This is a genomic window from Streptomyces sp. NPDC041814, from assembly GCF_055590565.1.
The window spans coordinates 462,164-488,254 of the sequence record NZ_JBVJAM010000001.1 but is presented as its reverse complement, the minus strand read 5'-3'; the positions used below and the strand labels follow the sequence as shown (position 1 = coordinate 488,254).

Annotated in this window: 20 protein-coding genes; 11 read left to right on the top strand and 9 right to left on the bottom strand. The window is 71.4% G+C overall.

Annotated elements, in window-relative coordinates:
• Window positions 1–4 precede the first annotated feature (4 nt).
• Together ACZ6C6_RS02175 and ACZ6C6_RS02170 are read left to right on the top strand one after the other, a co-directional pair.
• Complete coding sequence (locus ACZ6C6_RS02175) at window positions 5–478, top strand: MarR family winged helix-turn-helix transcriptional regulator (RefSeq protein ID WP_469198160.1); 474 nt, start codon at window positions 5–7, stop codon at window positions 476–478.
• 145 nt (window positions 479–623) lie between these two features.
• On the top strand, window positions 624–2,285 hold the full coding sequence (locus ACZ6C6_RS02170; RefSeq protein ID WP_469198158.1) for an alpha-L-fucosidase: 1,662 nt from the start codon (window positions 624–626) through the stop codon (window positions 2,283–2,285).
• On the opposite strand, the gene ACZ6C6_RS02165 is transcribed toward ACZ6C6_RS02170, so the two are convergent.
• Window positions 2,282–2,929: a LuxR C-terminal-related transcriptional regulator gene (locus ACZ6C6_RS02165; RefSeq protein WP_026171579.1), complete on the bottom strand. Its 648-nt coding sequence runs from the start codon at window positions 2,927–2,929 to the stop codon at window positions 2,282–2,284. The genes ACZ6C6_RS02170 and ACZ6C6_RS02165 overlap by 4 nt on opposite strands.
• Window positions 2,914–4,182, bottom strand: coding sequence for a sensor histidine kinase (locus tag ACZ6C6_RS02160; RefSeq protein ID WP_469198156.1), 1,269 nt, complete (start codon window positions 4,180–4,182; stop codon window positions 2,914–2,916). Before ACZ6C6_RS02160 ends, ACZ6C6_RS02165 begins: the two co-directional genes overlap by 16 nt.
• A 239-nt stretch (window positions 4,183–4,421) precedes the next feature.
• Between ACZ6C6_RS02160 and ACZ6C6_RS02155 the strand changes: the two genes are divergently transcribed.
• Complete coding sequence (locus tag ACZ6C6_RS02155; RefSeq protein ID WP_469198154.1) at window positions 4,422–6,557, top strand: MMPL family transporter; 2,136 nt, start codon at window positions 4,422–4,424, stop codon at window positions 6,555–6,557.
• A 74-nt stretch (window positions 6,558–6,631) separates the two neighbouring features.
• Here ACZ6C6_RS02155 and ACZ6C6_RS02150 read toward each other — a convergent pair whose 3' ends face one another.
• The 4 genes from ACZ6C6_RS02150 to ACZ6C6_RS02135 all read right to left on the bottom strand — a co-directional run bounded on the left by ACZ6C6_RS02150 (window position 6,632) and on the right by ACZ6C6_RS02135 (window position 10,081).
• Complete coding sequence (locus tag ACZ6C6_RS02150; RefSeq protein WP_469198153.1) at window positions 6,632–7,237, bottom strand: winged helix-turn-helix domain-containing protein; 606 nt, start codon at window positions 7,235–7,237, stop codon at window positions 6,632–6,634.
• Window positions 7,238–7,547: 310 nt separating this feature from the next.
• Entirely contained in the window at window positions 7,548–8,462 is a 915-nt protein-coding gene (locus ACZ6C6_RS02145) for a DUF6891 domain-containing protein (protein WP_469198151.1), read from the bottom strand.
• Window positions 8,463–8,544: 82 nt separating this feature from the next.
• Complete coding sequence (gene glnII / locus ACZ6C6_RS02140) at window positions 8,545–9,579, bottom strand: glutamine synthetase (protein WP_469198149.1); 1,035 nt, start codon at window positions 9,577–9,579, stop codon at window positions 8,545–8,547.
• A gap of 127 nt (window positions 9,580–9,706) precedes the next feature.
• The gene (locus tag ACZ6C6_RS02135; protein WP_469198147.1) at window positions 9,707–10,081 is read right to left on the bottom strand and encodes a hypothetical protein; all 375 of its coding nucleotides are present in this window, start codon (window positions 10,079–10,081) and stop codon (window positions 9,707–9,709) included.
• 166 nt (window positions 10,082–10,247) lie between these two features.
• On the opposite strand from ACZ6C6_RS02135, the gene ACZ6C6_RS02130 reads away from it, so the two are divergent.
• A complete protein-coding gene (locus tag ACZ6C6_RS02130) occupies window positions 10,248–11,126 on the top strand; it encodes a helix-turn-helix domain-containing protein (RefSeq protein ID WP_469198145.1) in 879 nt (292 codons plus the stop codon).
• Window positions 11,123–12,037, top strand: a complete 915-nt coding sequence (locus ACZ6C6_RS02125; protein WP_469198143.1) for a Gfo/Idh/MocA family protein — start codon at window positions 11,123–11,125, stop codon at window positions 12,035–12,037. Before ACZ6C6_RS02130 ends, ACZ6C6_RS02125 begins: the two co-directional genes overlap by 4 nt.
• An 18-nt stretch (window positions 12,038–12,055) precedes the next feature.
• Here the strand turns inward: ACZ6C6_RS02125 and ACZ6C6_RS02120 are convergent, their stop codons facing one another.
• On the bottom strand, window positions 12,056–12,529 hold the full coding sequence (locus ACZ6C6_RS02120) for a MarR family transcriptional regulator (RefSeq protein WP_469198141.1): 474 nt from the start codon (window positions 12,527–12,529) through the stop codon (window positions 12,056–12,058).
• 70 nt (window positions 12,530–12,599) lie between these two features.
• Here ACZ6C6_RS02120 and ACZ6C6_RS02115 point away from each other — a divergent pair, with 70 nt between their 5' ends.
• Window positions 12,600–13,472 (top strand): alpha/beta fold hydrolase, encoded by an 873-nt coding sequence (locus ACZ6C6_RS02115; RefSeq protein WP_469198139.1) that lies wholly within the window; start codon window positions 12,600–12,602, stop codon window positions 13,470–13,472.
• Here ACZ6C6_RS02115 and ACZ6C6_RS02110 read toward each other — a convergent pair.
• On the bottom strand, window positions 13,469–13,834 hold the full coding sequence (locus tag ACZ6C6_RS02110; RefSeq protein ID WP_469198137.1) for an arsenate reductase family protein: 366 nt from the start codon (window positions 13,832–13,834) through the stop codon (window positions 13,469–13,471). The two genes, ACZ6C6_RS02115 and ACZ6C6_RS02110, sit on opposite strands and share 4 nt — an antisense overlap.
• 142 nt (window positions 13,835–13,976) lie before the next feature.
• Here ACZ6C6_RS02110 and ACZ6C6_RS02105 point away from each other — a divergent pair, with 142 nt between their 5' ends.
• Window positions 13,977–14,258 carry a hypothetical protein gene (locus ACZ6C6_RS02105; RefSeq protein WP_469198135.1) on the top strand — a complete coding sequence of 94 codons (282 nt, stop codon included), beginning with the start codon at window positions 13,977–13,979 and terminating at the stop codon, window positions 14,256–14,258.
• A gap of 54 nt (window positions 14,259–14,312) precedes the next feature.
• Here ACZ6C6_RS02105 and ACZ6C6_RS02100 read toward each other — a convergent pair whose 3' ends face one another.
• The gene (locus ACZ6C6_RS02100) at window positions 14,313–14,750 is read right to left on the bottom strand and encodes a hypothetical protein (protein ID WP_469198134.1); all 438 of its coding nucleotides are present in this window, start codon (window positions 14,748–14,750) and stop codon (window positions 14,313–14,315) included.
• Between the two features lie 562 nt (window positions 14,751–15,312).
• Between ACZ6C6_RS02100 and ACZ6C6_RS02095 the strand changes: the two genes are divergently transcribed.
• The 4 genes from ACZ6C6_RS02095 (at window position 15,313) to ACZ6C6_RS02080 (ending at window position 26,013) form a co-directional block, all read left to right on the top strand.
• Window positions 15,313–16,830: a SulP family inorganic anion transporter gene (locus ACZ6C6_RS02095; RefSeq protein ID WP_469198132.1), complete on the top strand. Its 1,518-nt coding sequence runs from the start codon at window positions 15,313–15,315 to the stop codon at window positions 16,828–16,830.
• Between the two features lie 111 nt (window positions 16,831–16,941).
• Complete coding sequence (locus ACZ6C6_RS02090; protein WP_469198130.1) at window positions 16,942–17,787, top strand: hypothetical protein; 846 nt, start codon at window positions 16,942–16,944, stop codon at window positions 17,785–17,787.
• Window positions 17,780–20,938 carry a hypothetical protein gene (locus ACZ6C6_RS02085; RefSeq protein WP_469198128.1) on the top strand — a complete coding sequence of 1,053 codons (3,159 nt, stop codon included), beginning with the start codon at window positions 17,780–17,782 and terminating at the stop codon, window positions 20,936–20,938. Before ACZ6C6_RS02090 ends, ACZ6C6_RS02085 begins: the two co-directional genes overlap by 8 nt.
• Complete coding sequence (locus ACZ6C6_RS02080) at window positions 20,935–26,013, top strand: hypothetical protein (protein WP_469198126.1); 5,079 nt, start codon at window positions 20,935–20,937, stop codon at window positions 26,011–26,013. The genes ACZ6C6_RS02085 and ACZ6C6_RS02080 overlap by 4 nt, the downstream gene beginning before the upstream one ends.
• The last annotated feature ends 78 nt before the right edge of the window (window positions 26,014–26,091 follow it).

Sequence of the window (26,091 nt, the reverse complement as noted above, 5' to 3'; positions counted from 1 at the left end):
AGAAGTGCGCCCCGAGGAGGCCGGCAGGGGATTCGAGCTGCCCCTGCTGCTGTTCGCCGGCTTCCGTACGGTCATCGACGCGCTCCACCGCGAACTGGCCGAGCGGGGCCACCCCGATATGCGGCCCGCGTACGGCTACGCCCTCCAAGCCGTCGGGGTCGAGGGGGCGACCGCCAGCGAGATCGGCCGCCGCCTCGGCGTCTCCAAGCAGGCCGCGGGCAAGACCGTCGACAGGCTCGAAAGCCTCGGCTACGTGGAGCGCGCAGACGATCCGGCCGACGGGCGCCGCAAGCTGGTCCTGCTGACCGCGCGGGGCGTCGACGTGCTCCGGCGGTCCGCCGAGGGCTTCGACCGGCTGCGCGCCGAGTGGGTCCGGGCCCTCGGTGCCGAACGGGTCCGCGCCCTGGAGGACGACCTGCGCACGATGGCCCCGGACGGCGCTTTCCGGCTCGACGTGGCGGCCTGGTTCAACGGCTGAGCGCGTCCCGGCGACTTGGACTTCCGTCACCAGACATAGGACGTATGGAGTCCGTGCCCTTTCCGCGCGCCCCTCTCTGCGGCAGCATGCACGCGTCGGCACCCGAGAGATCCGACCACTCGCTGGTCGTGAAGGAGAGGGAACCATGGCACGACGCACCCATGTGCTCAGCGCGCTCGCGCTGGCGGCCGCCGCCGCGCTCATCCCCGTGACCGCCGCCGCGCAGCAGGCCGCGCCCGGGCCGTCCGCAGCCGGGCAGGCGTGCCGGGAGCCCGTGAAACCCGCCTCGCAGATGACGGTGGAGGACTGCGACAGCCCTGAGCGGATCATCGAGAAGGCCGCGAACATCGTTCCCACCGCCGGGCAACTCGCTTGGCAGCAGCGGGAGGTCACCGCCTTCACGCACTTCGGCATGAACACCTTCACCGGCCGCGAGTGGGGCTCCGGCACCGAGGACGAGAAGCTCTTCGCGCCCGCCGCCATCGACGCCGACCAGTGGATGCGCGCCTACAAGGCCGCCGGTGCCGAACAGGTCATGCTCACCGTCAAGCACCACGACGGCTTCGTCCTCTACCCGAGCCGCTACACCGACCACTCGGTGGCCCTCAGCCCCGGCAGCCCCGATGTCGTCGCCGCCTACGTGAAGGCCGCCCGCAAGGCCGGGCTGAGGGTCGGCTTCTACCTCTCGCCCTCCGACGGCGCCGAACTCCCGCACGCCTGGCACGCCGAGTGGGTCGAGAAGATCCGCGCCAAGGAGGCCGCCGGCCAGTCGCTCTCCCTGCCCGAGCGGATGGCCCTGGAGGACGGCGACCGCGCCCCGGCCGGCCGGGGCCGCTTCGGCAACGGAAGCCCCGTCACCCCGCGCACCATCCCCACCCTCGTCCCCGGCGACGACCGCGCCGCCCGGGTGAAGAGCGGCAGGCTGCCCAGTTTCCAGGTCCGGGCCGACGACTACGACGCGTACTACCTCAACCAGCTCTACGAGATCTTCACTCAGTACGGCCCCGTCGAGGAGCTGTGGCTCGACGGAGCCAACCCCTGGTCCGGCTCCGGCGTCACGCAGAAGTACGACGTCAAGCAGTGGTTCGACATGGTCAAGGCGCTCTCGCCGGACACCGTCGTCTTCCAGGGCCCCCAGGGCGTGCGCTGGGTCGGCAACGAGAACGGCACCGCCCGTGAGACCGAGTGGAGCGTCACCCCGCACACCACCGACCCCTGGACCGGGCTCGGCTCGCTGCCCAACGACTCGACCGACCCCGACATCGGCTCCCGCGCCAGGCTCCTCGACCCGGCGGTGAACCACCTCCAGTGGTACCCGGCCGAGGCGGACGTCTCCAACCGGCCCGGCTGGTTCTACCACGAGAACGAACAGCCCAAGACCGCAGCCCAGTTGATGAACCTCTACGAGAAGAGCGTCGGCCGCAACGCCTCGCTCCTGCTCAACGTCCCGCCCGCCCCCGACGGCCGTATCGCCGCCGAGGACGTCACACAGCTGACCGCCTTCGGCGCCGATGTGCGCCGGATCTACGGCACCGACGCACGGGCGCACGGCCCGGGCCCGTACACCTTCGACCGCGTCGCCGTCCGCGAGGACATCCGGCACGGCCAGCGGGTGGAGAGGTTCGCCGTCGAGGCCCGGGTGAACGGCGCCTGGCAGCGGATCGCCGAGGGCACCACCATCGGCCACGAACGCATCCTGCCGCTGCCCGAGGCCGTCACCGCCACGGCGGTCCGCGTCAGGGTGCTGGAATCCCGCGCGAAGCCGCACCTGGGCGCCACCACCCTGCACCTGACCGGCAGGGGCTAACCCCGGTCCAGATACGCCAGCACGGCCAGAACGCGGCGGTTGTCGTCGTCGGACGGCGGCAGGCCCAGCTTCCCGAAGATGTTCGAGGTGTGCTTGGCCACCGCCCGCTCCGTGATCACCATCTGCGAGGCGATCGCCGCGTTCGACCGGCCCTGGGCCATCAGCTCCATGACCTCCCGCTCGCGCGGCGTCAGGCCGCCCATCGGCTTGTCCTGCGAACGCCGCGTCAGGAGCTGCGAGATGACCTGCGGGTCCATCGCCGTACCGCCCGCCGCGACCCGGCGCACCGCGTCGATGAACTGGTCCGCGTCGAAGACCCGGTCCTTGAGCAGATACCCGATCCCGCCGTTGCCGTCCGCCAGCAGCTCACGCGCGTACAACTGCTCGACGTGCTGCGAGAGAACGAGGACGGGCAGCCCCGGCCTAGCCCGCCGGGCCGCCAGCGCGCACTGCAGGCCCTCGTCCGTGTGGGACGGCGGGAGCCGGACGTCGACCACGGCGACGTCCGGCTCCAACTCGGCGAGAGCCTTGGTGAGTTCGGGCCCGGTCTCGACAGCGGCCGCGATCTCGAAGTCGTACGCCTCCAGCATCCGCACCAGGCCGTCGCGCAGCAGGAAGAGATCTTCGGCTAGGACAACTCGCAAGGGATCTCCATGGTCACCATGGTGGGACCGCCCGCGGGGCTGCTGACGGCCATGATGCCGTCGAATGTACCGAGCCGCCGTTCGATTCCGCTCAGCCCCGAGCCCGCCCCCACCGAGGCACCGCCCCTGCCGTCGTCCGTGACCGAGAACCTGAGCGCCCCGTCGGTGTGGTGCAGGTCCACCCAGATCCGCCCGGCCCCCGAGTGCTTCGCCGCGTTCGTCAGCGCCTCGCTGATCGCGAAGTACGCCGCCGACTCGACCGGCGCCTCCGCCCGGCCACCCAGCTCCACGTCCACGTCGCACGGGATCGGCAGCCGCAGCGCCAGCGCCTTCACGGCGTCCCCGAGACCCCGTTCCGCGAGGACCGGCGGGTGGATGCCCCGGACCAGGTCGCGCAGCTCGGTCAGCGCCTCGGCCGAGGACTCCCGGGCCATCGCCAGGAGCTTCTTCGCCTGCGCCGGGTCCTTCTCGATCAGCGCCTCGACGGTGCCGAGGTTCATCCCCATCGCGACCAGCCGGGCCTGCGCCCCGTCGTGCAGATCGCGCTCGATGCGCCGCAGCTCGGAGGCGGCCGTGTCCACCGCCTCGTGCCGGGTCTCGGTCAACCGGTCGATGCGCAGCGCGAGTTCCTGCTCCTGGGTGGGGGCGAGCACCGACCGGGCGAGCACGAAGTGGGCCCGCAGCAGCCGCTCGCTCACCAGCACCCCGAAGGCGAACAGCACCACACCGAGCGCCGCGGCCAGCAGCCCCGTCGCCTGGCTGTCGACCGGGACGAACGCGTACCAGTACCGGTCGTCCGTGAAGACCCGCCACAGGCCCGCCGCCAGCACGAACCCCTCCACCGGGTAGACCATCAGCGCCGCCGCCAGGATCGCCACGGTGTAGCCGGCCGTCATGTCGACCACCATCCACCGCATGTCCCGCCAGGTCGCCGGGTCCTTCAGCATCAGCGTCGTCCGCTCGACCTGCCCGGTGAACCCGCTCCGCACATCCTTCGGGAACGGCCGGTACGGGACCGGGATGCGCACGTCCGACCAGGTGATCGCGAGCAGCCTCCGCTGGTTGGCGTGCTTGCGGACCGCCTCCAGGATGTACGGCGTGGTCACCAGGCCGATGCCCAGCGGGATCATGGTGATGGAGACCAGCGCCAGTACGAACAGCGTGCACGACCCCGCGAGGGCGGCGAACGACACCACCAGCCCGCGCCACCCGGCCAGCAGCGCCGCCCCGATCCGTCCCCGTATCGCGTCCATCCCGGTCCCTCGTTCCCTCGCCGGGCCCTTTGCCGGCCCCGTGTCGCAGACAGTCTGACCCGGCGCGCCCCGCGCACATCAGCCGGTTCCCCACCCGGTGGGGGTGTACCCAGCACCACCCCCGCCACCTCGCCCTACGTGCCGCGTGACCGGGGGTTTCACCGGCTGGGGCGCCAGGTCTCGCGTTCCTAGATTCGAGGGGCATCGTCGGACTTCCACCAACAGGGGGCGAACCCGCCATGAGGCGTAACCTCGCGGCACGTATCGGTGTGTGGAGCGCACACCACCGCAAGACGGCCGTTCTCGGCTGGCTGCTCTTCGTCGTACTCGCCGCGGGCATCGGCGGCGCCTCGGGCATGGTCGAGATGACCGACGCCGAGAACGGTGCGGGGGACTCGGCCCGCGCCGAGCAGATCCTCTCCGACGCGGGACTCGGCCACCGGGCCGGCGAACTCGTCATGGTGTCGTCCGCCGAGCCCGACGGCTGGCGCACTGCCGCCCGCGAGCTGACCGCCGCCGTCCGGGACACCGGCGAGGTCACCGGTCTCGCGGACCCGGTCGCCTCCGAGGACCGCAAGGACGCGCTCATCACCTTCGAGATGAAGGGCGACGCGGACACCGCCCCCGACCGGGTGCAGCCCGTGCTGGACGCGGTCGCCGGTGTCGAGAAGGGGCACCCGGACGTCACCGTGAGCCAGTTCGGGGACGCCAGCGCCGGCAAGTGGCTCGGCGACCTGCTCGCGGACGACTTCAAGAAGGCCGAGTTCACCGCCGTACCGCTGGCCCTCGGCATCCTGCTGGTCGCCTTCGGCGCCGTCGTCGCCGCCCTGCTGCCCGTCGGGCTCGCGCTCACCGCGTGCATGGCCGCCTTCGGCCTGCTCTCGCTCGCCAGCCACCAGCTCCACCTGTTCCAGACCACGTACTCCGTGATGTTCCTGATGGGCTTCGCCGTCGGCGTCGACTACTGCCTGTTCTACCTGCGCCGCGAACGCGACGAGCGGGCCGCCGGACGCGACGCCGATACCGCCCTGCGCATCGCCGCCGCCACCAGTGGCCGGGCCGTCCTGGTCTCCGGCGTCACCGTCATGGTCGCCATGGCCGGCATGTTCCTGTCCGGGCTGATGCTCTTCAAGGGCTTCGCCCTCGCCACGATCACCGTCGTGTGCATCGCCGTGCTGGGCTCCGTCACCGTGCTGCCCGCCCTGCTGTCCTGGCTCGGCGACCGCGTCGAGGCCGGCCGGGTGCCGCTGCTGAACCGGCGCGGCAAGCGGGGCGACAAGCAGAGCGGCCGCATCGCGGGCCGGGTGCTGCGCCCCGTCCTCGCCCGCCCGAAGTTCTTCGCCGCCGCGTCCGTCGCCGTCCTGCTGGTGCTCGCCGCGCCCGCGATCGGCATGAAGACCGAATCCCTGGGCCTGGAGAAGCAGTTCGGCTCCGACTCCACGCTGTCCGTCGCCTACCGCCACATCAGCGAGACCTTCCCCGGCGGCCCCGCCCCGGCCCAGGTCGTCGTGGAGGCCGACGACATCACCGCACCGGCCGTCCGCACGGCCCTCGCCGGCTTCGACCACGTCAGCGTGCACCGGGCGCAGAACATCGCCGAGTTCGAGATCCCGCTGCCCGGCGGCGAGAAGGACCTCACCGCCCTGCGCGAGGACCGGCTGCCCGCCGCCTTCGACTCCACCGGCGCCCGCGCCTACGTCACCGGCGAGGTGGCCGGGTCCGTCGACTTCAACGACCAGCTGAAGCGCGGGATCGCCCCCGTCTTCCTCTTCATCACCGCCGTGACGTTCCTGCTGATGCTGTTCTGCTTCCGGTCGTACGTGATCGCCGTGACGTCCATCGTCCTCAACCTGCTCTCCGTGGCCGCCGCCTACGGGGTGATGACCGCGGTCTTCCAGCACGGCTGGGGCGCCGGGCTGATCGGCTCGGAGGGCGTCGGCGCCGTCGAGTCCTGGATGCCGCTGTTCGTCCTCGTCGTCCTGTTCGGGCTCTCGATGGACTACCACGTCTTCGTGGTCTCCCGGATCCGCGAGGCGCACGGCCGGGGGATCGGCAACCGGGCCGCGATCGACGAAGGCATCCGCCGCACCGCCGGGGCGGTGACCGGCGCGGCCGTGATCATGGTGGCCGTGTTCTCGGTCTTCGCGACCCTCTCCATGCAGGACATGCAGCAGATGGGCGTCGGCCTCGCGGTCGCGGTCCTGCTGGACGCCACGCTCGTACGGATGGTGCTGCTGCCCTCCGTGATGGCGCTGCTCGGCGAGCGCAACTGGCGCACCCCGCGCGGCCTCGGCCGGCTGCCGGGCCTGGACCGCGGCGAGCCCGCACTGGACCCGGAGCCCGCTCCGGCGCCGGTCGGGCCGGGACTGCGCTGAGCCGGGCGTACGAGGGCGGGCCCCGGCACCGGTGAGCACTCACCGGTACCGGGGCCCGCCCCTTTCGCCGTGTGTCAGGGCGTGTACTTGTACCCCACCCGGCGCACGGTCTGGATCGAGCGGCGGTGCTCGGCGCCCAGCTTGCGGCGCAGCCGGGCGATGTGGACGTCGACGGTGCGGCCGTCGCCGACGTGCCCGTAACCCCAGACCGTGGTCACCAGCTGGTCGCGGGTGTGGACGCGGTGGGGGTGGGCCACCAGATGGGCCAGGAGCTCGAACTCCAGGTAGGTGAGGTCCAGCGGCCGCCCGTTCACGGAGGCGGAGCGCTGTACGGAGTCGATGGCCACCGGACCCGCCGCCGTCTCCGGGGCCGGCTCCGGCACCGCGTACCGCGCCGCGGCGGCGTCGAAGACGGGCTGCTGGTCGGCGGGCACGAGCACCAGGTAGCCGACCATCGGCGGGCGGCCCGGCAGGCTGGGCAGGGTGTGCTGGGGTGCGGGCAGCCAGGTCGCACCCGGCGTCAGGAGCGCCGAGACGTCGGCCTGCTGGACGACCTCGTCGGGGGCGACGGCGCGCAGCCGGTGCCGGTTGGGGGAGTGGGGACGGACGGGAGCGGTCGCAGCGGCCACCGCCGGAGCCGCGGTGGCAGCGGCGGCGGAGAAGGTACGGGTGTTCGCCATGAGGGGTCAGCTCTTTCGCGCGAGGGAGTCGTCGGTGGACGGACTTGCTGCGTGCGCGCGGACCGAAGGCCGGGTGAGGGCTCTACTGGGCCGGCGCGGTCAGCGCGCGGCAACACACCCGGTCGAAGTCGTGGTGCTGACGGGAGGGCCAGAACGGCTCGAGGTCGCTGCGACCTGTCGAGGTGTGCGGGAAGCTGGCCATGCCCCCATTGAAGCAGAGAACACGGCCCGGGAGCAGACCTCTCTCACCCGTCGATACGGGCCCTTTGCGTTACGTTCCTCACTCCGGCCCGATCCAGAGGGAAAAGCTCTAACCCACCAGTCGCTTGCGCCAGTCCAGGCCCGTCACGTTGATCGCCTTGCCCGGCGAACCGTCCCACTCCACTGTCAGCCCGGCCTCGCCCAGCGCGGCCACCACCTCGCGGCCCACCGCGGCGGTCGTCTCCGGGGAATCGTCGAACCCGCCGTAATACAGCGCGAGGCCGTGCCCCGCCGCCGCGCTCTCCGTGCCCTGGCCGTGGAAGAAGACGAAGCCCCGGGCGTCCTCGCGCCCGGCCGCCCAGATCTCGCTCATGCCGCAGGGGCGGCAGCAGGTGAAGTTCTCCCGGGCCGTGATGCCACCCCGGTCGAGCCGGGCGAACGCCCGCTCCAGCCGGTCCGGGTCCGTCACCTCGTCCGCCCAGCGCCGCTGCTCCTCGACCCGCTCCAGCCAGAGCCGCTCCACCAACTCCCGCGCCTGGTCCCGGGACACCGGCCGCACCCCGTCCTTCACGAGGTAGTCCTCGGCCGCCTCGGTGAGCGTCAGCACGGTCTCGTAACCGCCGCGCAGCAGCTCCCGGACCCGGGGCTCCAGCTGCTCCCGGATCTCCTCGGCGAGCTCCGGCACGGGCTCCGGCTCCGGGATTCCGGCGCTCTCCCAGTCGGTGCCCGCGTCCCAGCCGGGCTCCTCGCGCGCCCAGCGCGTCATCAGCGCGAGGACCCGCTCGGGGTCGCCGATGACGGTGCGGACATGGCTCGTCGCCGTGCCCGTACGGTGCTCCAACTCGTAGTCCCCGCCCGTCTCGTGCCACACCTGGATGAAGGTGCCCGGGATGTCCGGTATCCGCTGGACCACCAGGAAGTTGTCCCCGCGCCCGCCGATGCGGTGCACGAGGTCCCCGAGCTCCTGGGCGGAAACACGGGTGGGGGTCTGCTGGTTCTCGGTCTCGACCTTGACGCTGAGCATGGAAGCAGCCTGGCACACGGCACTGACAGCGAAGGGCGCCCACCGCACGTGCGGTGGGCGCCCTTCCCGTGACCGGAACGGATCAGACCTGGCCGGCCTTCTCCAGGGCCGTGCAGCAGGTGTCCACGATCAGCCGCGTGACGACGTACGGGTCGACGTTGGCGTTCGGGCGGCGGTCCTCGATGTAGCCCTTGCGGTCCTGCTCGACCTGCCACGGGATGCGCACCGAGGCACCGCGGTCGGAGACGCCGTAGCTGTACTCGTTCCACGGGGCGGTCTCGTGCAGACCGGTCAGCCGGTCGTCGATGCCCGCGCCGTAGTTCTTGACGTGGTCCATCGGCTTCGAACCCTCGCCCAGTGACTCGCAGGCCGTGATGATCGCGTCGTAGCCCTCGCGCATCGCCTTCGTGGAGAAGTTGGTGTGCGCGCCCGCGCCGTTCCAGTCCCCCTTGACCGGCTTCGGGTCGAGGGTCGCGGACACGTTGAAGTCCTCGGCGGTGCGGTAGAGCAGCCAGCGGGCGATCCACAGCTGGTCGGAGACCTCCAGCGGGGACAGCGGGCCCACCTGGAACTCCCACTGGCCCGGCATGACCTCGGCGTTGATGCCGGAGATGCCCAGGCCCGCCTTCAGGCAGTTGTCGAGGTGCTTCTCCACGATCTCCCGGCCGAAGATCTCGTCCGAGCCGACGCCGCAGTAGTAGCCGCCCTGCGCGGCCGGGAAGCCGCCCTCGGGGAAGCCGAGCGGCCGGTGGCCGTCGAAGAAGGTGTACTCCTGCTCGATGCCGAAGATCGCCTCCTGCCCGGCGAACTGCTCGGCGACCGGGCGCAGCAGCGCCCGCGTGTTCGACGCGTGCGGGGTCATGTCGATGTCGAAGACCTCGCACAGGACCAGGATGTCGTCGCCGCCGCGGATCGGGTCCGGGCAGCTGAAGACCGGCTTCAGCACCCGGTCCGAGGCGTGGCCCTCGGCCTGGTTGGTGCTCGACCCGTCGAAGCCCCAGATCGGCAGCGAGGCCACGTCGGAGGACGGGCTGCCGGACATGATCTTCGTCTTGGAGCGGAGCTTGGCGGTCGGCTCGGTGCCGTCGATCCAGATGTACTCAGCCTTGAACGTCACGGAAGCCATCCTTTGCGGGTGCTGCGGTCTATGCGCCGCAGCTTCGCAAGCCGCGATTTCCCGACCGTTGCCCTCGTGTGAACCCCGTGTTACCGAGGTTTCCCCCGGCTCCCGCCGGACGCCGCGGTCATCCTTCGATGAACTGGTAGTCGCTGACGATGCGGCCGTCGGCGCCGAGCACGAGGATCTCCAGCCCGACACCGGCTGCCTCGCCCCCGTCCCGGGGCGCCATCTCCCAGTGGAACTTGACGACGTCGTGGAGCCGGTCGGCGTTGCCGCGCGACCGGAGGACGAACGTGCCCGGCGCGACGAACTCCTCGTGGGCGCGCGACACCCGGAAGTCCAGCGCGTCGTACCCGCGCGCCTCCAGCAGGAGGCCGTCGAAGCCCAGCCCTTCGGCGGCCTCCCGGATCTCCTGGGGAGGCCGCAGGACGTGGACCGCGTCGGCGGACCACAGCGCGCGGACCGCGGCGCGGCGGCGCTCCGCGTCGGCTCGTTCCACACGGCGACGTAACGGTCGGTGAGGTCGTGGACGTCGATGTCGGCCATGGCTGATCCCCTGGGTGCGAAGGTCCGGTGTGCGGCAACGACCTTCCCGCGCCGGGTGAAGCCTGGCGATTCCCCGCGGGGAATCGCGGATCAGCAGACGATCGCGGTACACAAGGGGGGTGATCAGTGAACCGACCGGAGGCGGTCTCGCGACGGCGTTACGCGCGTGGCGCACCCGGCGGCGCGTCAGCCAGCTGGAACTGGCCACGCGCGCCGGAACCACGCAGCGGCACGTCAGCTTCATCGAGAGCGGGCGCTCGGCCCCCGGGCGATCGATGATCATCCGGCTCGCCGAATCCCTGGAGGTGCCGATCCGGGAGCGCAACGACCTGCTCCTCGCGGCCGGATTCGCACCGGTCTACCCGCGGACCCGCCTGGACGACCCCCGGCTCGAACCGATCCGCACCGCCCTCGCACGCATCCTGGACGGCCACCTGCCCTACCCGGCGGTCGTCGTGGACCGGCACGGCGACCTCGCCTCGGCCAACGCCGCCTTCCGCACCCTCACCGCAGGGGTGGCCCCCCACCTGCTCGAACCGCCGGTCAGCGTCCCCCGGGTCCTGCTGCACCCCCAGGGCCTCGCGCCCCGCGTCGTCAACCTCGACACGTGGGCGTGGCACATCATCGACCGCGTCCGCGCCGAGAGCGCGCGCAACCCGGACGACCGGCTCCGGAGCCTGGCAGCCGAGCTCACCGGACTCGCCCCGCCCCGCCCGCGCGACTCCCCGGACCACCTCGGCTTCGCCGTGCCCCTGCGCCTGAGGCACCCCGATCCGGCCGACGACCGGGAACTGACGCTCATCACCACGCTCACCCACTTCGGCACCGCCGTCGACGTCACCGTCGCGGAACTGCGCCTGGAGGCATTCCTGCCGGCCGACCGGGAGACCGGCGCCCTGCTGGCCGAACTCCACCGGACCCGGAGCGCCCCCTCCCCGGGAACCGCCTGTTCAGGCGTGGCGGCCCCCGAGGCACCACCCGGCACACTGGACCCATGACGACACCTGACACCCCCCTGCGCATCGGCCTCGCCGGCACCGGACCCTGGGCCCGCAACACCCAGGCCCCCGCCCTCGCCGCACACCCCGGCGTCGTGCTCAGCGGGGTGTGGGGCCGCCGGGCCGAGGCCGCCGGGGAGCTGGCCGCCGCGCACGGTGCCCCGGCGTTCTCCGGTGACGCCGGGCTCGACGAGCTGTTCGCCACGAGCGACGCCGTCGCCTTCGCGCTGCCGCCCGACGTGCAGGCCCCGCTCGCCGCCCGTGCCGCCGCGGCCGGCTGCCACCTGATCCTGGACAAGCCGGTCGCCACCACGGTCGCCGGGGCCCGCGAGGTCGCCGAGGCCGCCGAGCGGGCCCGGGTCGCCTCCGTCGTGTTCTGCACGCTCAGGTTCGCCCCGCGGCCCGCCGCCTGGGTCGCCGAACAGGCCGCGCTGGGCGACTGGTTCACCGCCCGCGCCGAGTGGATCGGCGCGCTCTGGGCCCCCGGCACGGACAGCGAGTACGCCGCGTCCCCCTGGCGCCGCGAGCGGGGCGGCCTCTGGGACGTCGGCCCGCACGCCCTCTCGGTCCTGCTCCCGGTCCTGGGCGACGTCACCGAGCTGACCGCGGCCCGGGGTCCCGCCGACGCCCACCACCTCGTCCTGCGCCACGCCTCGGGGGCGTCCAGCACGGTCACCCTGGCCCTGGGCGCGCCGGTGGCCGCCGCCGGGGTGGAGGTCGTCCTCCGGGGCGGTCACGGCGTCGCCGAGCTGCCGAGGTGGGACGGCGCGGTGGACGCCTTCGCGGCGGCGGTCGACGCGCTGATCACCTCGGTACGCACCGGCGAACCCCACCCCTGCGACGTACGCTTCGGCCTCCGCCTGACGGAGCTCCTGGCGGAGGCGGAGTCCCAGGTCCGGGACGGGAAGTAGCCGCCGGACGGGGCGGGGTCAGCGGCCGGACCCCGCCCCGCCGCCCCCTTCCTCCGACACCGCCGCCAGGAATCCCTCCAGGAACCGCCGCACCGCAGCGACCTCCCCCGCGTCGAACTCCCGCAGCAGCGCCACCGCGCTTCCGATGGCCGGGCCGAACGCCGCCCAGCCCAGCTCCACCGCCCGCGGCGTCACCCGCAGCAGCACCCGCCGCCGGTCCCGCTCGTCCCGTGTCCGCGTCAGATGCCCCAGCCGTTCCAGCCGGTCGATGAGCGACGTGGTGCCCGCCGAGTTGAGTCCCAGCTCCGTCCCCAGCCGCCCGGCGGTGACCCCGGACCCCTCGCGCTCCGCGTCGAGCAGGCACACCAGGGCGCGCACATCCGTCGGATGCATCCCGTGCCGGGCCGCGAACTCCGCCTGGCGCAGCCCGAACGCGGACGTCACCTTCCGCAGCAGATGGACGATCTCCAACTCCGGCCCCTGCTCGGTCATCTCCGGCACCTCCCGCTATTGTCTCGCTCAGCGAGATAATATCCAGGCGTACGGAGTCCAGGGAGCGCCCATGACACCCACCCCGCCCGCGACGACCGCCGACGCGGCCTTCCTCGCCGCCTACGACGCGACCGTCGCGGCCACCTGGCCGCACGGCACCACGCCGACCACGGTTCCCACCCCGTACGGCACCACCCACCTCAACAGCTACGGCCCCGAGGACGCGCCGCCCCTGGTCCTGCTGCCCGGCGGCGGCGCCACCTCCACCGCCTGGTACGCCCAGGCCGCCGCCCTCGGCCGGACCCACCGCGTCCACGCCGCCGACCTGATCGGCGAGCCGGGCCGCAGTACGGCGGGGGAGCGGTCCGTCCGCAGCGTCGAAGACCTCTGCGACTGGGTCGACGCCCTGCTCGACGGCCTCGGCGCCAACGGACCGGCCGCCCTCGCCGGCCACTCGTACGGCGGCTGGATCGCCCTGCACTACGCGCTGCACGCGCCGGACCGGCTCCGGAAGCTGATCCTTCTCGACCCCACCGGCTGCTTCAGCGGATTCCGCCCCGGCTACCTGCTCCACGCCCTGCCGATGCTGCTACGCCCGAACGCCGCCCGCGTCCGCGCCTTCCTGGACTGGGAGACCGGCGGCGCCGCGCTCGAACCGCACTGGCTGCGGCTGCGGGAGGCGGCGGCCGGTTTCCCCGCGGCCCGGCCGGTCACCGGCCCCCGCCCCCGGCCGGAGGCGCTGCGCGCCCTCGCCGTACCGACGCTGATCCTGCTCGCCGGTGACAGCCGCGCCCACGACGCCGGCAAGGTGGCCGCCGCCGCGCACCGGCTGCTGCCGCGGGCGGAGACGGCCGTCCTCCCGGACGTCTCCCACCACGCGCTGCCCCTGCACACCCCGACGGCCCCCGAACTCAACCGCAGGATGGGCGAGTTCCTCGCCTAGCCCTTACGTCCCAGCGCGTCCCGCACCGCCTCGTCCGACCGGCCCACGACCGCCGTGCCGTCCTCCGCCGTGATGATCGGCCGCTGGATCAGCTTCGGGTGCTCGGCGAGCGCGGTGATCCAGCGCTCCCGGGCCCCCGCCTCACGCGGCCAGTCCTTCAGGCCCAGCTCCTTCGCGTCCGCCTCCTGGGTCCGCGTGATGTCCCACGGTTCGAGTCCGAGCCGGTCGAGCACCGCCCGGATCTCGTCCGGCGACGGCACGTCCTCCAGGTAACGGCGGACCGTGTAGTCGGCCCCTTCCGCGTCGAGCAGCTGCACCGCGCTGCGGCACTTGGAACACGCGGGATTGATCCAGATCTCCATGGGGCCAAAGGTACGGGACGGACCTCGCAGGAGGGGCCGAAAACCCCTCTGGCCAGGGGCGATTGTCAGTGCGGACCGGTAGAATGGGAGTCAGTTCGTGAGGGTTTCCGAAGAGTTCCGCCACCGTGCCAGGAGGTAGCCCATGGCCGTTGCCGCAGCCACGACCAAGCCGCTCGACAAGCCCCTGCACCAGCCCCTGACCAAGAAGCCGCTCCCCGCCGGCCGCCCCCGTGAGTGGTACGTCTCGCACAACCGCCGCCTGAAGGCGATGCGCCTCGCGATCGCCCTGCTCGACACCGGCGTCTACCTCCCGTCCAGCGCGAACAACGCCCGCATACGCGCGACCGCCGCGCGCCTCGGCATCCACCCGCCGTCCGAGATCACCTGCCGCATGGTCCGCGCGCTCATCCGCTACGGCCGCTGACCGCAGACCGACGCGGGGCGGGTCCCGGAAGCAGTCCTTCCGGGGCCCGCCCTCTCAGTACCCGTCGCAGGTCGCCGTCGCGTACGCACCCGAGGCCGAGTCCGTACGCCGCGTGCCGTCGTCCACGATCACCGAGCACGAGACGTCCCCGCCGCCCCGGCCCACGCTCACCACGAACGAGCCGCCGCTCATGAAGCCCTTCGTGTCCAGCTCCCCGGCCCACGGCAGCGACCGCAGCGCCAGCCGCCCGGTCGACAGTTCCTCACCCCGCCAGGTGCTGTACGTCAGCACCACGTCGCGGGCGTTCCCCGTCACCTCGTACCGGATGTGCACCTTCCGGGAGCCCTCCGACCGGAGGACGTCCGACAGCACCGCCATGACCGCCCCCGCGGCGAGCGCCAGCAGCACGGCGACGAGCAGCAGCACCCACGGCCACATCCGCCGCCGGGGAGGCGGTGGGACCGGACCGCCGGGCGGAACCTGCTCACTCATCCCCCCAGCCTCCGCGCTCCGGCCCCGCACCGCGACCCCTCGGGGTCCGTCCGGCTACAGATACGACCGGGAGATCAGTTCCGTCGCGTGCGCGGCCGGTCCTTGCGTACGAGCCGGTGGGAGACCCCCGCGCCATGCACGGGACGGCTGCCCGGCGGTGGGCCGGGCCCCGCCGGACAGCCGTCCCGTGCATGGCGCGGAGCCGGTCCGGTGTTCACGGGCACGACCCTGCGCGGGCAGGGCGGGAAGGTACAGTGGTTCGGGCACCCTGCGGCGCGCGTACGCGCGCACGGGCTCCGCACACGGTGTGCGGGCCGGGGGGCGCCCCGAATTCCGGTGGACAGAGAGCGAGCGAGCGGATGCGCATGACGACGCCCCGCACCGCCGCCTGCCCGCCGTGACCCCTCACCCCTGAGCCTCCGGGCCCGTCCGCACGCGCCGATGCGCCGGACCCGCCCCTGGACCCCGCGCGTACCCACGCGCCCGCCGCACCCCGCATTCCCCGCTGTCTACCCCCGCACGCCCTCTGCCACGGGCGCGCCCGACCGACAGGTATGCCCTCTTGTCCTCTGCACCGCCCTCGACCGCGCCCGCCCCCGCATTCCGGCTGCGCGCCCTCAAACCCGACTGGATCTCCGACCCCAAGGTGTGGCGTACGGAGGTACTCGCCGGGCTGGTCGTCGCCCTCGCTCTGATCCCGGAGGCCATCTCCTTCTCGATCATCGCCGGGGTGGACCCCGCGATCGGCCTCTTCGCCGCCTTCACGATGGCGGTCACGATCTCGATCGTCGGCGGACGCCGCGCGATGATCTCCGCCGCGACCGGCGCGGTCGCCCTGGTGATCGCGCCGGTCAACCGTGAACACGGCTTCGGCTACCTGGTCGCCACCGTGATCCTGGCGGGCCTCTTCCAGATCGCGCTGGGCGCCCTGGGCGTCGCCAAGCTGATGCGGTTCGTACCGCGCTCCGTGATGACCGGCTTCGTCAACGCCCTGGCGATCCTGATCTTCATCGCCCAGGTGCCCGAGATGCACGACGTGCCCTGGGCGGTCTACCCGCTGATCGGCGGCGGGCTGCTCCTGATGGTCTTCTTCCCGAAGGTCACCCGGGTGATCCCGGCGCCCCTGGTCTCCATCGTGATCCTGACCGTCATCACCGTGGCGGCCGGCATCGCTGTCCCGACCGTGGGCGACAAGGGCGACCTGCCCTCCTCGCTCCCCGTGCCCGGCCTGCCCGACGTGCCGTTCACCCTGGACACGCTGACGACCATCGCCCCGTACGCCCTGGCGATGGCGCTGGTCGGCCTCATGGAATCCCTCATGACCGCCCAGCTGGTCGACGACATCACGGACACCCGCTCCAACAAGACCCGCGAATCGGTCGGCCAGGGCATCGCCAACATCGTCACCGGATTCTTCGGCGGCATGGGCGGCTGCGCCATGATCGGCCAGACGATGATCAACGTCCGCGTGTCCGGAGCCCGCACCCGCCTCTCCACGTTCCTCGCAGGCTCGTTCCTGATGGTTCTCTGCATCGTCTTCGGCCCGGTCGTCTCCGACATCCCGATGGCGGCGCTGGTCGCCGTGATGGTGATGGTCTCCTTCGCCACGTTCGACTGGCACTCCATCGCCCCGAAGACCCTGCGCCGCATGCCGGTGGGCGAGACGGTGGTCATGGTCATCACCGTCGCCATCGTCGTCGCCACGTCCAACCTGGCGATCGGCGTCGTCGTCGGCTCGGTCACGGCGATGGTGATCTTCGCCCGCCGCGTCGCGCACCTGGCCGACGTCACCGCGGTCGTGGACCCGGACGGCGGCCAGGTCGTCTACTCCGTCACCGGCGAACTCTTCTTCGCCTCCTCCAACGACCTGGTCACCCGCTTCGCGTACGCCACCGACCCCGACAAGGTCGTCATCGACCTCACCGCCACCCACATCTGGGACGCCTCGTCGGTCGCGGCGCTGGACGCCATCGAGACGAAGTACGCCCAGCGCGGCAAGACGGTCGAGATCGTGGGCCTCAACCAGCCGAGCGCGGCCCTGCACCGCACGCTGAGCGGCGAGCTGACGGGCGGGCACTGAGGGGCGGCGCGAGTCAGTGCGTGTCAACAGTGCTTCGGCTCCGCGCTGTTCGGGCGCTACCCTACTGGTGCCGGTCCGGGACGCTCCGGACAGTCATTGGGGGAGGCGAGTGTGGCCCGTATCGTCGGCGTGCACGGCATCGGCTGGTCCTGGAAGTCGCGCGACGAAATGCACGAAATCTGGCACGGTGCGCTGAGCACCGGGCTGCGTAACATCCGGTACGCGGACGTCGGAGCGGTGACGTTCGAGGCGGCCTTCTACGGGCACCTCTACAACGGCGGGTCAGGAAAGTCCGGCGGTGACGCGTTCTACACCGCCGCCGACGTGGAGGACGGATTCGAGTACGAGCTGCTGGAGGCCATGGCCCGGGAGGCTGACCCGGCGGCCTTCGAAGAGGAGCCCGCGGAGCCGGCTTCCAAGGGTCGCGTCCTCCGCAGCGCGCAGGCATGCCTCGACATCCTGGAGAGGACGCCGTACCTCGGAGGGATGACGGCGTCGCTCTTCATCAGCCAGATCAAGCAGGTGCACCGGTATTTCGAGGATCCTGCCCTGGCGCAGGGAATCCGGAGCGAGCTGGAGACGGCGGTCCAGGAGGACACGCGGGTGGTCCTCGCCCACTCACTGGGGAGCGTGGCCGCCTACGAGGTTCTCTGGAATCTCAAGGACATCCGGATCGACACGCTGGTCACCATGGGCTCTCCGCTCGGGTTGAAGTCCATCCGGCGCCGCCTGGCGCGTTCGTCCGCCGCGGAACCGGGGCGCCCGCCGTCCGTGCGCCGCTGGGTGAACGTGGCCGCCGAGCAGGATGTCGTCGCTCTCCGCAAGCGCATCAAGACCCTCTACGGCGGAGACGTCGAGGACCGCGTCGTCACCAACCCTCTGCGCCGCATGCATGACTGCACGCTCTACCTCACCAACCTGGAGACCGCTCACGCAGTGAAGGCAGCTCTTGGGTGAGCGGTGGTTCTTCCTGGCGGGGGAGGGCGAGTACGGCAAGGACACCGGCCTTGAGCGGCTCGAACATGTGCCGCACGAGCTGAAGTTGATGCGTCGCTCGCTCCAGGACCTGGGGATGCGAGAGATTCCCCGGCCGGGGGGAGCCGTCGAGGAGCGGGGCCTCCACGAGGTGTGCACGGACCTCGCCGCGTGGCTGAAGGCGGTGAGCAAGCGCGCGGAGGAGCCGCCACTGTCGCTGTTCATCTACTGCACGGGGCATGGCGAGCGGATCGGCGAATCCACCTGGGGTCTGGCCAAGGCGACGTACGCGGAGGGGGTGGCAGACGGTCTCCTCATGCCGACGGACGTCATGAACACCCTGTACGGCAACAGCGGTGTCGGGCAAGAACGCTTCAAGCAGGCCGTCATGGTCCTCGACGCCTGCTACTCCGAATCCGGCGCGAGCGGCGCCATGGCGGCTGTGCGGGAACAGTCCGCCAAGGGGCGCGTCGAGTACGACGCCTGGGTGATCGCCACCGCGCGGAAGGCCCAGAAGGCCCAGCAGCTGGCCTTCGCCCGCGCCTTCGCCAAGACGCTGTCCCGAAGCACAGGCTCCCAGGAGTTCATCGAGCCGTCTGTGCTCGTGGAGCGGCTCAACACGCACTTGCCGACGGCCGCCCAGGAGGTCTGGGTACACGCGGCCGGTCGCGGGAGCTGCCGTGCACTGCCCGATCCGGCATACATGCCACGGACCCCGCCCGACTGGCTCAACCGGGAACTCGACGAGTGGTCCCACTTGGCACGCGGCCGAAAGGACCGGCGCCATGGGGGCTGGTACTTCGCGGGCCGACGCAAGGAACAGCAGGAACTGCGCGAGTTCATCGCCGGCGGCGGACCGCCTCTCATCCTCCGAGGCGCCGCCGGAGTCGGCAAGAGCGCGCTCCTCGGGCACCTGGCGGTGTGCGGAAAGTCCGAGTGGCGGCGGCTGCTGCCGCCCGTTGCGCGGCGGGGTCTCGTTCTCCCGGACGACTCGGTCCATGCGCTCGTGTCCGCCCAGGACGCCGACGTGACCGACCTGGCACGACGGATCTCCAAGGCACTCGGCCTCGACTTGGGCAACACCCCGACTCCGGACGAGCTGTGCGAGGCTCTGGAGAGTCTGCCTCCCCGGACCGTACTGGTAGACGACCTCCACCTGGCGGATACGCCCGCCGCCGTGGTCACGGAGCTGCTCGACCTCCTGGCCGAGTACGCGCGTACCACGTTCATCGCCTCGGCCGGCCACGACCACGCCGTCGATGCGTTGTGGCAGAACCTCCAGCTCAGGGTGATGCAGCTCGGCACCGACGACGCGGGCGTGCGCGCCTACGCCCGCGCACGGGGCGCCGGCCCGGCCGCCGCCGACTGTCATGGTCACTTCGGGGCGGCGGTCCACGCCGTTGACGACTTCCGTGCACCCGCACCCGGCCGCGACGCTGGGGCGGCGGCGCGGCAAGCGGCGGGCAAGCAGCTGACGCGTTTTCACCTGAGCCTGCTCGCCTCCCGTGGCTGCCCGGACGACTGGTGCCGCGCGATGCTGGAGCCGGTGCGGGCCGCAGCGGCCTGCGGGCACGAGACCGGGCTGACGGCCGAGCAGTGGGCGGCGCTCGCCACGGCGGCAGACCGCGAGGGCAGGACGTACAGCCCAGAGGAGGCGAAGGAGGCCGCGGAGCTGCTGGGAACCGCGGTGACGGACACCGGCAGGGGCAAGGGCGCCGGTTCATCCGCCGCACACCCGGCATGGCGCCTCGCCACTCCCGTAGCACCGGATTCGCTTGAGCCGAAGTTCGCCGAGGCGGTGCGCGACTGCCTGCCCGTCCACACGTCCGGAGCCGAGGCGGGAGGAACGCCCGTGGCCGATGGGCGCGGAATCGACTGGGCTGCGGACCCGGCGCTGACCGCACTGTTCGCGGCTGCGGCCCGCCCCTTCGAGCGGGAGTTCGCCACCGAACTGTCCTCGCCGGACTTCTGGGCGGCGCTTCCCGGCGTCCCCCTTGCCCGAGAACTGCTTGCCGGAGGATCACCGCGCGGCGTTGCCGAGGGTATTCGGACCCAGTCACCCGAACTGCCCCAGGCGGAGAGGATGTTTCAGGTGAAACTGAGCCTCCTCAGGGCGGGTGAGGAAGCTCGCGGCTTGGACCTGCGTGGCGCAGGCGCTGGCCTCGATGTCCTCTGGGCCACCCGCAAAGACGGAGTGGCCGCACCCGACCTCTTGGCGGTCGCATCCGGCGCGTCCGGCGACAGCTACGTGGTGACCACCCACGGCGATGCCTCGATAAAACTGTGGAGCCTGGCAGACGGCACGCTGCTGGAGTCGGTCGAGCAGCCCGAGGAAGTCGGCATCGCTGCGCATCTGACGCTCGCCGTCGTCGCCGGCAAGCCCGTCGTCGCGTTCGTCGCGGACGGCGCGGGAATGCTGTGGCGGCCGCTGACGAGCCGAAGGCCCGAGCCGCTGCCCGCCCTGGACGGGGTGACGGCGTTCTCGCTGCACGCCGACGGCCTGCTGGCCATAGGCAGGGGCGCGCGGGTCGAAGTTGTCCATCTGGAGGAAACCAGGCAGATCTGGTCCTTCCTCGTGCAGCGATCGGCCCGCGTCACTCAGGTCCACTTGGGCGGCGGGGCGGGCGATCGACGGCTTGTAGCCACTACCGAGTTCGGCACTGTGACTGCGCGCATCTCGAGCTCAGGGGTGGCACCGGTACGGAGCCAACCGCTGATCATGCCTTTCGCGCAGCACGCCGTGGTGTCGCCGACCGGCCTCACTGTCGGCATGCTCGACCGCAGTGGGGGGCTGTTCGTGTGGGGCGAGAGTCAGGGTGTGCAGCGTCTCGACATCCCCGCCGCGCGGGACGCAACGCTAGCGTTCGCCGTCGGGGACCGCCTGGCGGCAGCGGCCGGTGGCGGTCGGAAGCCCTGGTTGTGCGTCTTGCCGGTTTCATCGGACGGTGCACGGCCGGCCTTCCGGTTCCCGTTGCCGGACCAGCCCGTCGCGCTCGCCTTCGATGGGGATGCGTCACACCTGGTGGTGGCCGACCTACGCGGAGTGTTCTGCCTCGACGTTCGCCCTGATCCGCCCCGACCGGACACGACCCGGCCCGCTCCGACGACCGACGGCAGTGAGGAGGCAAGATGACGGAGCTGCACCCCGTCTCAGCACGTGAAGGTGTCATCGGCGCGATGCTCGCCCTCGACGACATCCTGACCAAGCGCGCGGGATCCGCCCCGTGCACGCCCCTGGACGTTCTGCTCGGGCAACTCCGTGTCCGAGGCGTCCGGCCCTTGCTGGAGCAAGCGCAGCGGATGGAGCTGAATGGCGCGGCACTGGGCATCCCGGACCGGTTCGTGACCGGCTCCGATCGCACCAGCCTCGAACGGCTCGTTGCGATGGTCTGGGGACTGGAGGCATGCGAAGGCCCGTACGCCGAGGTGGTCGCGCACATCCAGAGCGTCGAGGGCCTGGAGGGTGATCTCGTCAGCCTCTACGAGCATGCCAGCGCACCGGACAGCGGCCCGCGTCTGCCCGGGCAGCGCTGGTCTGAGGACGGCCCGTCCGAGGGCGGCACCCCCAAGGCGACCGTCACCCTCGAGTACCTTGACGTCACCGTCCTCCGTCCGGAGACCGATCCGGATCTGCCGCCCACAGCCTGGGCGACCCGGCTCGCTCTGGAAAGCAGGGACGGCGAGGTCGCCGGCCACGACGACGAGGTCCGCGATCTGGTCGGCAGCACCAGGAGGTGGCGGTCCGTTACTCCGGCCACCCACAGGGCCTTCGCGGGAGCCGCCGAGCCCGTACGGACCCTGCTTTTCCAGCTGGGGCGCGACGACGAACTCACGGGGGATCTGAAGCCGAAGCTGGCAGCCCCGGGCCTTCTTCCACCGAGCCACATCGACGACACCGCCGTGGCTCTGCCCGCCGCCCTGCGCCTTCTGGCACGGACACTCGCCGCCCCCGAACTGCCCTACCCCGCGCCCGGCACGTCGGCCGCCGGCACGAACTCCCTTTCCGGGACGGGCACGACGACGCAGTTCCGGCCCATGGACCCCGTCGAGGCATCCCGGCGCGCCCATGCCTGCGGCGGCACGCTCGTCCATCCTGGCCGCGGCGGCTGGTTCCGTACCGCCGCCGGGGACGGTACGCCGACACTCGCGGTGGCGGACCGCGGTCTCACCCTCGCGGGCGCGGCCGGCGCCTACTGGGGACCGGCCTGGGACGAATGGACGAGGAGCTGGCACAAGAGCGAGCTGAAGGCCAATGATTGGAGCCTTCTCGACTGGTCGCAGACCCAGCCCGCCAAACAGTCGCTCCCCGACATCCACACAGATCAGGCCGACAGACTGGTAGCGGTCTTCCAGGACCCGGAGCGCAAAGTGGCCGTGCTCGGAGGGCCGCCCCGCTCCGGGAAGACCTGCATCGCCCGCTGTACGGCGCGCTCCCTGGCCGAGGCCGGGCGGCGCGTGATCGTTCTGGTCCCCGGCGACCAGGCGTTCCCGACCGGTGATGTCTTGGCCGAGGTCGTACGGCACGCCCTCGGCAGCCTCGAACCCCTGGAACAGCAGGAGACCGGCTGCCCCGTCGTCATCCTCGATGCCATCCGGCCGATGGGCGAGACCGATGTCGACCGCATGCTGCCCGCTGTGTCGGCGGAGCTCGGGGTCAGCATGCTCGCCTGCCTGGAGTACGACATCAACTCGTTCCACGATTGGCAGGCGGCGAACCTGACCGTCTTCCCCTCTATCGTCCGCCCAGCCGCCCTCCTCGACCTTGCCGCCCGCGCCCAGGAGATCCACGGGGACCAGGTCGCCGCCAACCCGCGCTTCGTCGATGCCCTGGCACGCCGCTTCCCCCACGACCTCGCTGGATTCACCAGGGGCCTGTGCGACTACCGCGGCGGGAACGACAGGCCCGAACGTCTTGAGGAAGAGCTGCGGCAGATCTTCAAGGACAGGCTGGGGGCCGATGCGCAGGACACGGCCGCCGTCGTCGCGGCCGTGTCACTGCTCGGGGGAAGCGCACGGATCCCCGAGGCCGAGCGCACCGGTCTCGACGAGGTCGGTGTCGCTTCGGACGGTGCCTCCGACCGGCTCCGTTTCCCCAGCCCCACCGACTGCCGCACGATCCTGGACGCCTATACGGAAGTGGCATACCCCGACGAGGCGCTCCGGCCACGCCGCCAGGAACTCGTCGCCGAGCTCGTGGCCAAGGAACTCTTCCGCGACCTTGAAGACACCCGCAGCGGGCTGCTGCCCATGCTCCGAGGCGCGCGCCTCTACGACGAGCGGGTTTGCCGCAGCCTCGCGGAGAGACTGCTGCTTCCCGAGCACGAGGACGACTTCGCCAGGTGGCGGCGCAACGCCTCACTCGTCGGCATCGCGCTGGTGCTGCTCGCGATGGACTCCTCCCTCAGCGAGAAGGTGATCGACAAACTCCTCAAGGTCCTCGTAACGCGGCTGCAGGAGACGTCGCTCGGCAGAGCCCGCTCTCTGCTGGCTGTAGTCCGTGCCATCCACCGGCACCGGCACCGTTTCGGGGACAAACAGTTCGACAGCCTTACCAAGGGGATGGTCGAGAGCTTCAAAGGGCTTCTAGAGGGCAGCCCAAGGCACAACGACGGTCTGTACAGCGTGCTGGCGCAGCTCAGCCGCTTTCATCATCCGCTCCTCGACGAGCTCGTGGCCGAGCGCGGAATGGAGGTCCTCACCCGGCTCAACCCCAACAGGGCCCTCGACTACCGCACAGTCAGCCGGGTCGAACGCCTGGTGCGCCGCGCCGCCATCGACATCGGCGTGCCGGAGTACGCCTCCTGGGTTCAGAACGAGGCAGAGGTACGCAAACTCCTCGAGCATGACCCCGACCCCAGCCGGGGGATCGCGCTCTACCTCTCGAACCTGGTCCTGCGGCTGCGCTACGACCGCGACTACGAGGACTGGGCCACTGTCCTCGCCCGGCACGACGTGCGTACCGGCATCCGGCAGGCGCTGCGCCACACGGACGCGGTGGACCTGCGGTTCGCGCTGGAGGAGGCCCGGGAGTACCGGGTCGCCTTCGCCACCAAGATGCTCAACAAGGACGACACCTTCGGCACGGCCATCCACAAAGCCCTGCGCACCGCGACCCCGACGGACGCCGCCCTTCTGCTTCGGACGACCAGTGAGATCCACGACCACACCGCCCGCCAAGCGCTGTACGGAGACGGCTCGGAGCGGCCAGACGCCGGTCTCGCGCGCTCTCTCGCCCGGCAGGTGGCGGGCCATCAGGACGTCAAGGGTGCTGGTCTGCTCCTGTCGGCGACGGCACGCGTCGATGAACTGTTCCTGACCGAGAAGAAGGGCTTCGGACAATACCTCGCCGAGGCGCTCGGCCTGGACTGGGTCAGCGCTCGACTGGAGGAAGACCCGAGGATTTCCATCCAGTACCACCTGATCAAAGGCATCTGGGAGGCCAACGCCCCCTTCCGGGAGGAGTGCCTCGACCTATTCGTGGACGTCGTCGCCAGGGCGCTGAACCGCTCGATGCGGTCCTGGGGCCCGCAGGCCGCCCTGTTGCTCGGGCAGGACGAGGAATTCGGAGCGGCCTTCCTGGAAAAACTGGGCCGGCAGGTGCCGGACTGGAAGATCTTCGACGGTATGAAGGACGCGCCGGTCGCGGACGCCCGGCGCTTCTTCCACCAGCTCGGCCGTGCCATGTATCAGGGGTTGGCGAGCAGGTACGTCAACGAGCACGACGCGGTCGGCTTCAACGAACGGATGGCCTCCGCCTCCCCCTCGTCGGCGGCGCAGTGTGCCCGGGAGACGGCCCGGACCCTTGTCGACGGGGGCGTTCCGGCGGCGGACGCCGGGTTGTGGGTGCTGCGGAAGGACGGCACCGAGACCCCCGACTCGGTGGGCCGGCGTTGGGGCGCACAGATCGGTCGCGGATCCAGTACGAACCAGGTGACCGAAGTGATCAATGTGCTGGCCGGGCTGGACCGCGCCACCGCCGACGCGACTGTCGGCTACCTGAAGGACAAACAGGTATCCCGGCGCAAGCGCATGCACAGTCTGCTGCGGGACAAGGTGCGCCAAGCCGTGTACAGCGACCCCGTCGAGGCGGCACGGCTGCTGACGGCGGTGGAGGGAGTGTCCGTCGGCGCCGGCGCGGAGCTGATGCGCGACCTGCAGAATGAAGACGGAGCCTGGAACGCCTTCGCGAGCGAAGTTGCCCATATCCAACACCCCACCCAGCAGTACCAGGTCGTTCGTCAATTGGTGGAGCTCGGGCTGAGGTCGGGGGGCAGGCACTCCAAGTGGGTGGACAAACTCCGTGACCGGTATCAGGCGACGGTGGCGCAGGTGACGGGCCCGGCCGCACTCGGCGACGTCCTGCGCACGGCTTTGATCTGGGATGCCGACTGGGCTTGTCGGCTGGCCGCCGACGTCCCGGGACAGCGGCTGGCCAGAAGGCTGAGCTACGCGCGGGTGAAGGACCTGATGTACACGCCCTCGTTGCTGTCGCTGCTGGTGATGACGAAGGCTGACGAGCCCGCCCGGTTCCTGTTCGATGAACTGGAGCGTCTCCAGCCCGAATCACTGGTGAAGCGTCTGAGCGCGCATTCCATCGATGTGCTGCTGGACGTCGCGCTCAGGGTGCGGCCGGACTTCGCCCAGCGTCTGGCACCGGCCGTGGCAGGGGCGATCGGCAGCCAGATCCGGCGTGAAGTGGTGCTCGACGAGGCTGAGCACTGGAACGAGATCGGCTGGATGGCGCGCTCCTTGCACCTCATGGGCAAGGAACAGATGCTCTCCCGCCAAGTACCGAAACGCATGCCGAGCCCGTTCTACCCGGATGCCACCACCTGGGGCGTGATGTGGCTTCCACGTCAGCAGTGGACCCAGGAGGCCCTCGGCAATGTGGTCGGCCACATCACGAAGCCATCCGTCTCCGGTGCCCACTCGGCCTTCGTCGCCTATACCTACGCGTCGACCCAGGGGCGTACCACCGAGCTACGGGGCCCGGACGGGGCCTGGCCGGGCCTCGACCGGTGCAGCGCCCGGGCACTCCACGCCCTGCAGGTGATGGCCGCGCGGGATCACGCTCTGCGTACTGCCCTGCTTGCTCAGCAGACCTTGCTGGTGGCGCAGTTGGACCGGCCGACGTCTGGCACCGACGCCTATGCGAACTCGGCACGTGCGTGGTTCGACGCTCGCCGCCACATTGCTCGCCGGGCCTGAGAGGGCGGCTCGCACGGGATGAGGCCGCCACCTCCCGAAGGGAGTGACGGCCTCACCCGATGGCGCTGCCCTGTTGAA

What these genes read in the sequence shown, in the direction of transcription:
- ACZ6C6_RS02125 (WP_469198143.1), top strand. Translation starts at nt 11,123, where the DNA reads ATGACGACACCTGACACCCCCCTGCGCATCGGCCTCGCCGGCACCGGA.
- ACZ6C6_RS02080 (WP_469198126.1), top strand. Translation starts at nt 20,935, where the DNA reads ATGACGGAGCTGCACCCCGTCTCAGCACGTGAAGGTGTCATCGGCGCG.
- ACZ6C6_RS02150 (WP_469198153.1), bottom strand. Translation starts at nt 7,237, where the DNA reads ATGGCGAACACCCGTACCTTCTCCGCCGCCGCTGCCACCGCGGCTCCG.
- ACZ6C6_RS02110 (WP_469198137.1), bottom strand. Translation starts at nt 13,834, where the DNA reads ATGGAGATCTGGATCAATCCCGCGTGTTCCAAGTGCCGCAGCGCGGTG.
- ACZ6C6_RS02155 (WP_469198154.1), top strand. Translation starts at nt 4,422, where the DNA reads ATGAGGCGTAACCTCGCGGCACGTATCGGTGTGTGGAGCGCACACCAC.
- ACZ6C6_RS02120 (WP_469198141.1), bottom strand. Translation starts at nt 12,529, where the DNA reads ATGACCGAGCAGGGGCCGGAGTTGGAGATCGTCCATCTGCTGCGGAAG.
- ACZ6C6_RS02115 (WP_469198139.1), top strand. Translation starts at nt 12,600, where the DNA reads ATGACACCCACCCCGCCCGCGACGACCGCCGACGCGGCCTTCCTCGCC.
- ACZ6C6_RS02160 (WP_469198156.1), bottom strand. Translation starts at nt 4,182, where the DNA reads ATGGACGCGATACGGGGACGGATCGGGGCGGCGCTGCTGGCCGGGTGG.
- ACZ6C6_RS02100 (WP_469198134.1), bottom strand. Translation starts at nt 14,750, where the DNA reads ATGAGTGAGCAGGTTCCGCCCGGCGGTCCGGTCCCACCGCCTCCCCGG.
- ACZ6C6_RS02105 (WP_469198135.1), top strand. Translation starts at nt 13,977, where the DNA reads ATGGCCGTTGCCGCAGCCACGACCAAGCCGCTCGACAAGCCCCTGCAC.
- ACZ6C6_RS02145 (WP_469198151.1), bottom strand. Translation starts at nt 8,462, where the DNA reads ATGCTCAGCGTCAAGGTCGAGACCGAGAACCAGCAGACCCCCACCCGT.
- ACZ6C6_RS02170 (WP_469198158.1), top strand. Translation starts at nt 624, where the DNA reads ATGGCACGACGCACCCATGTGCTCAGCGCGCTCGCGCTGGCGGCCGCC.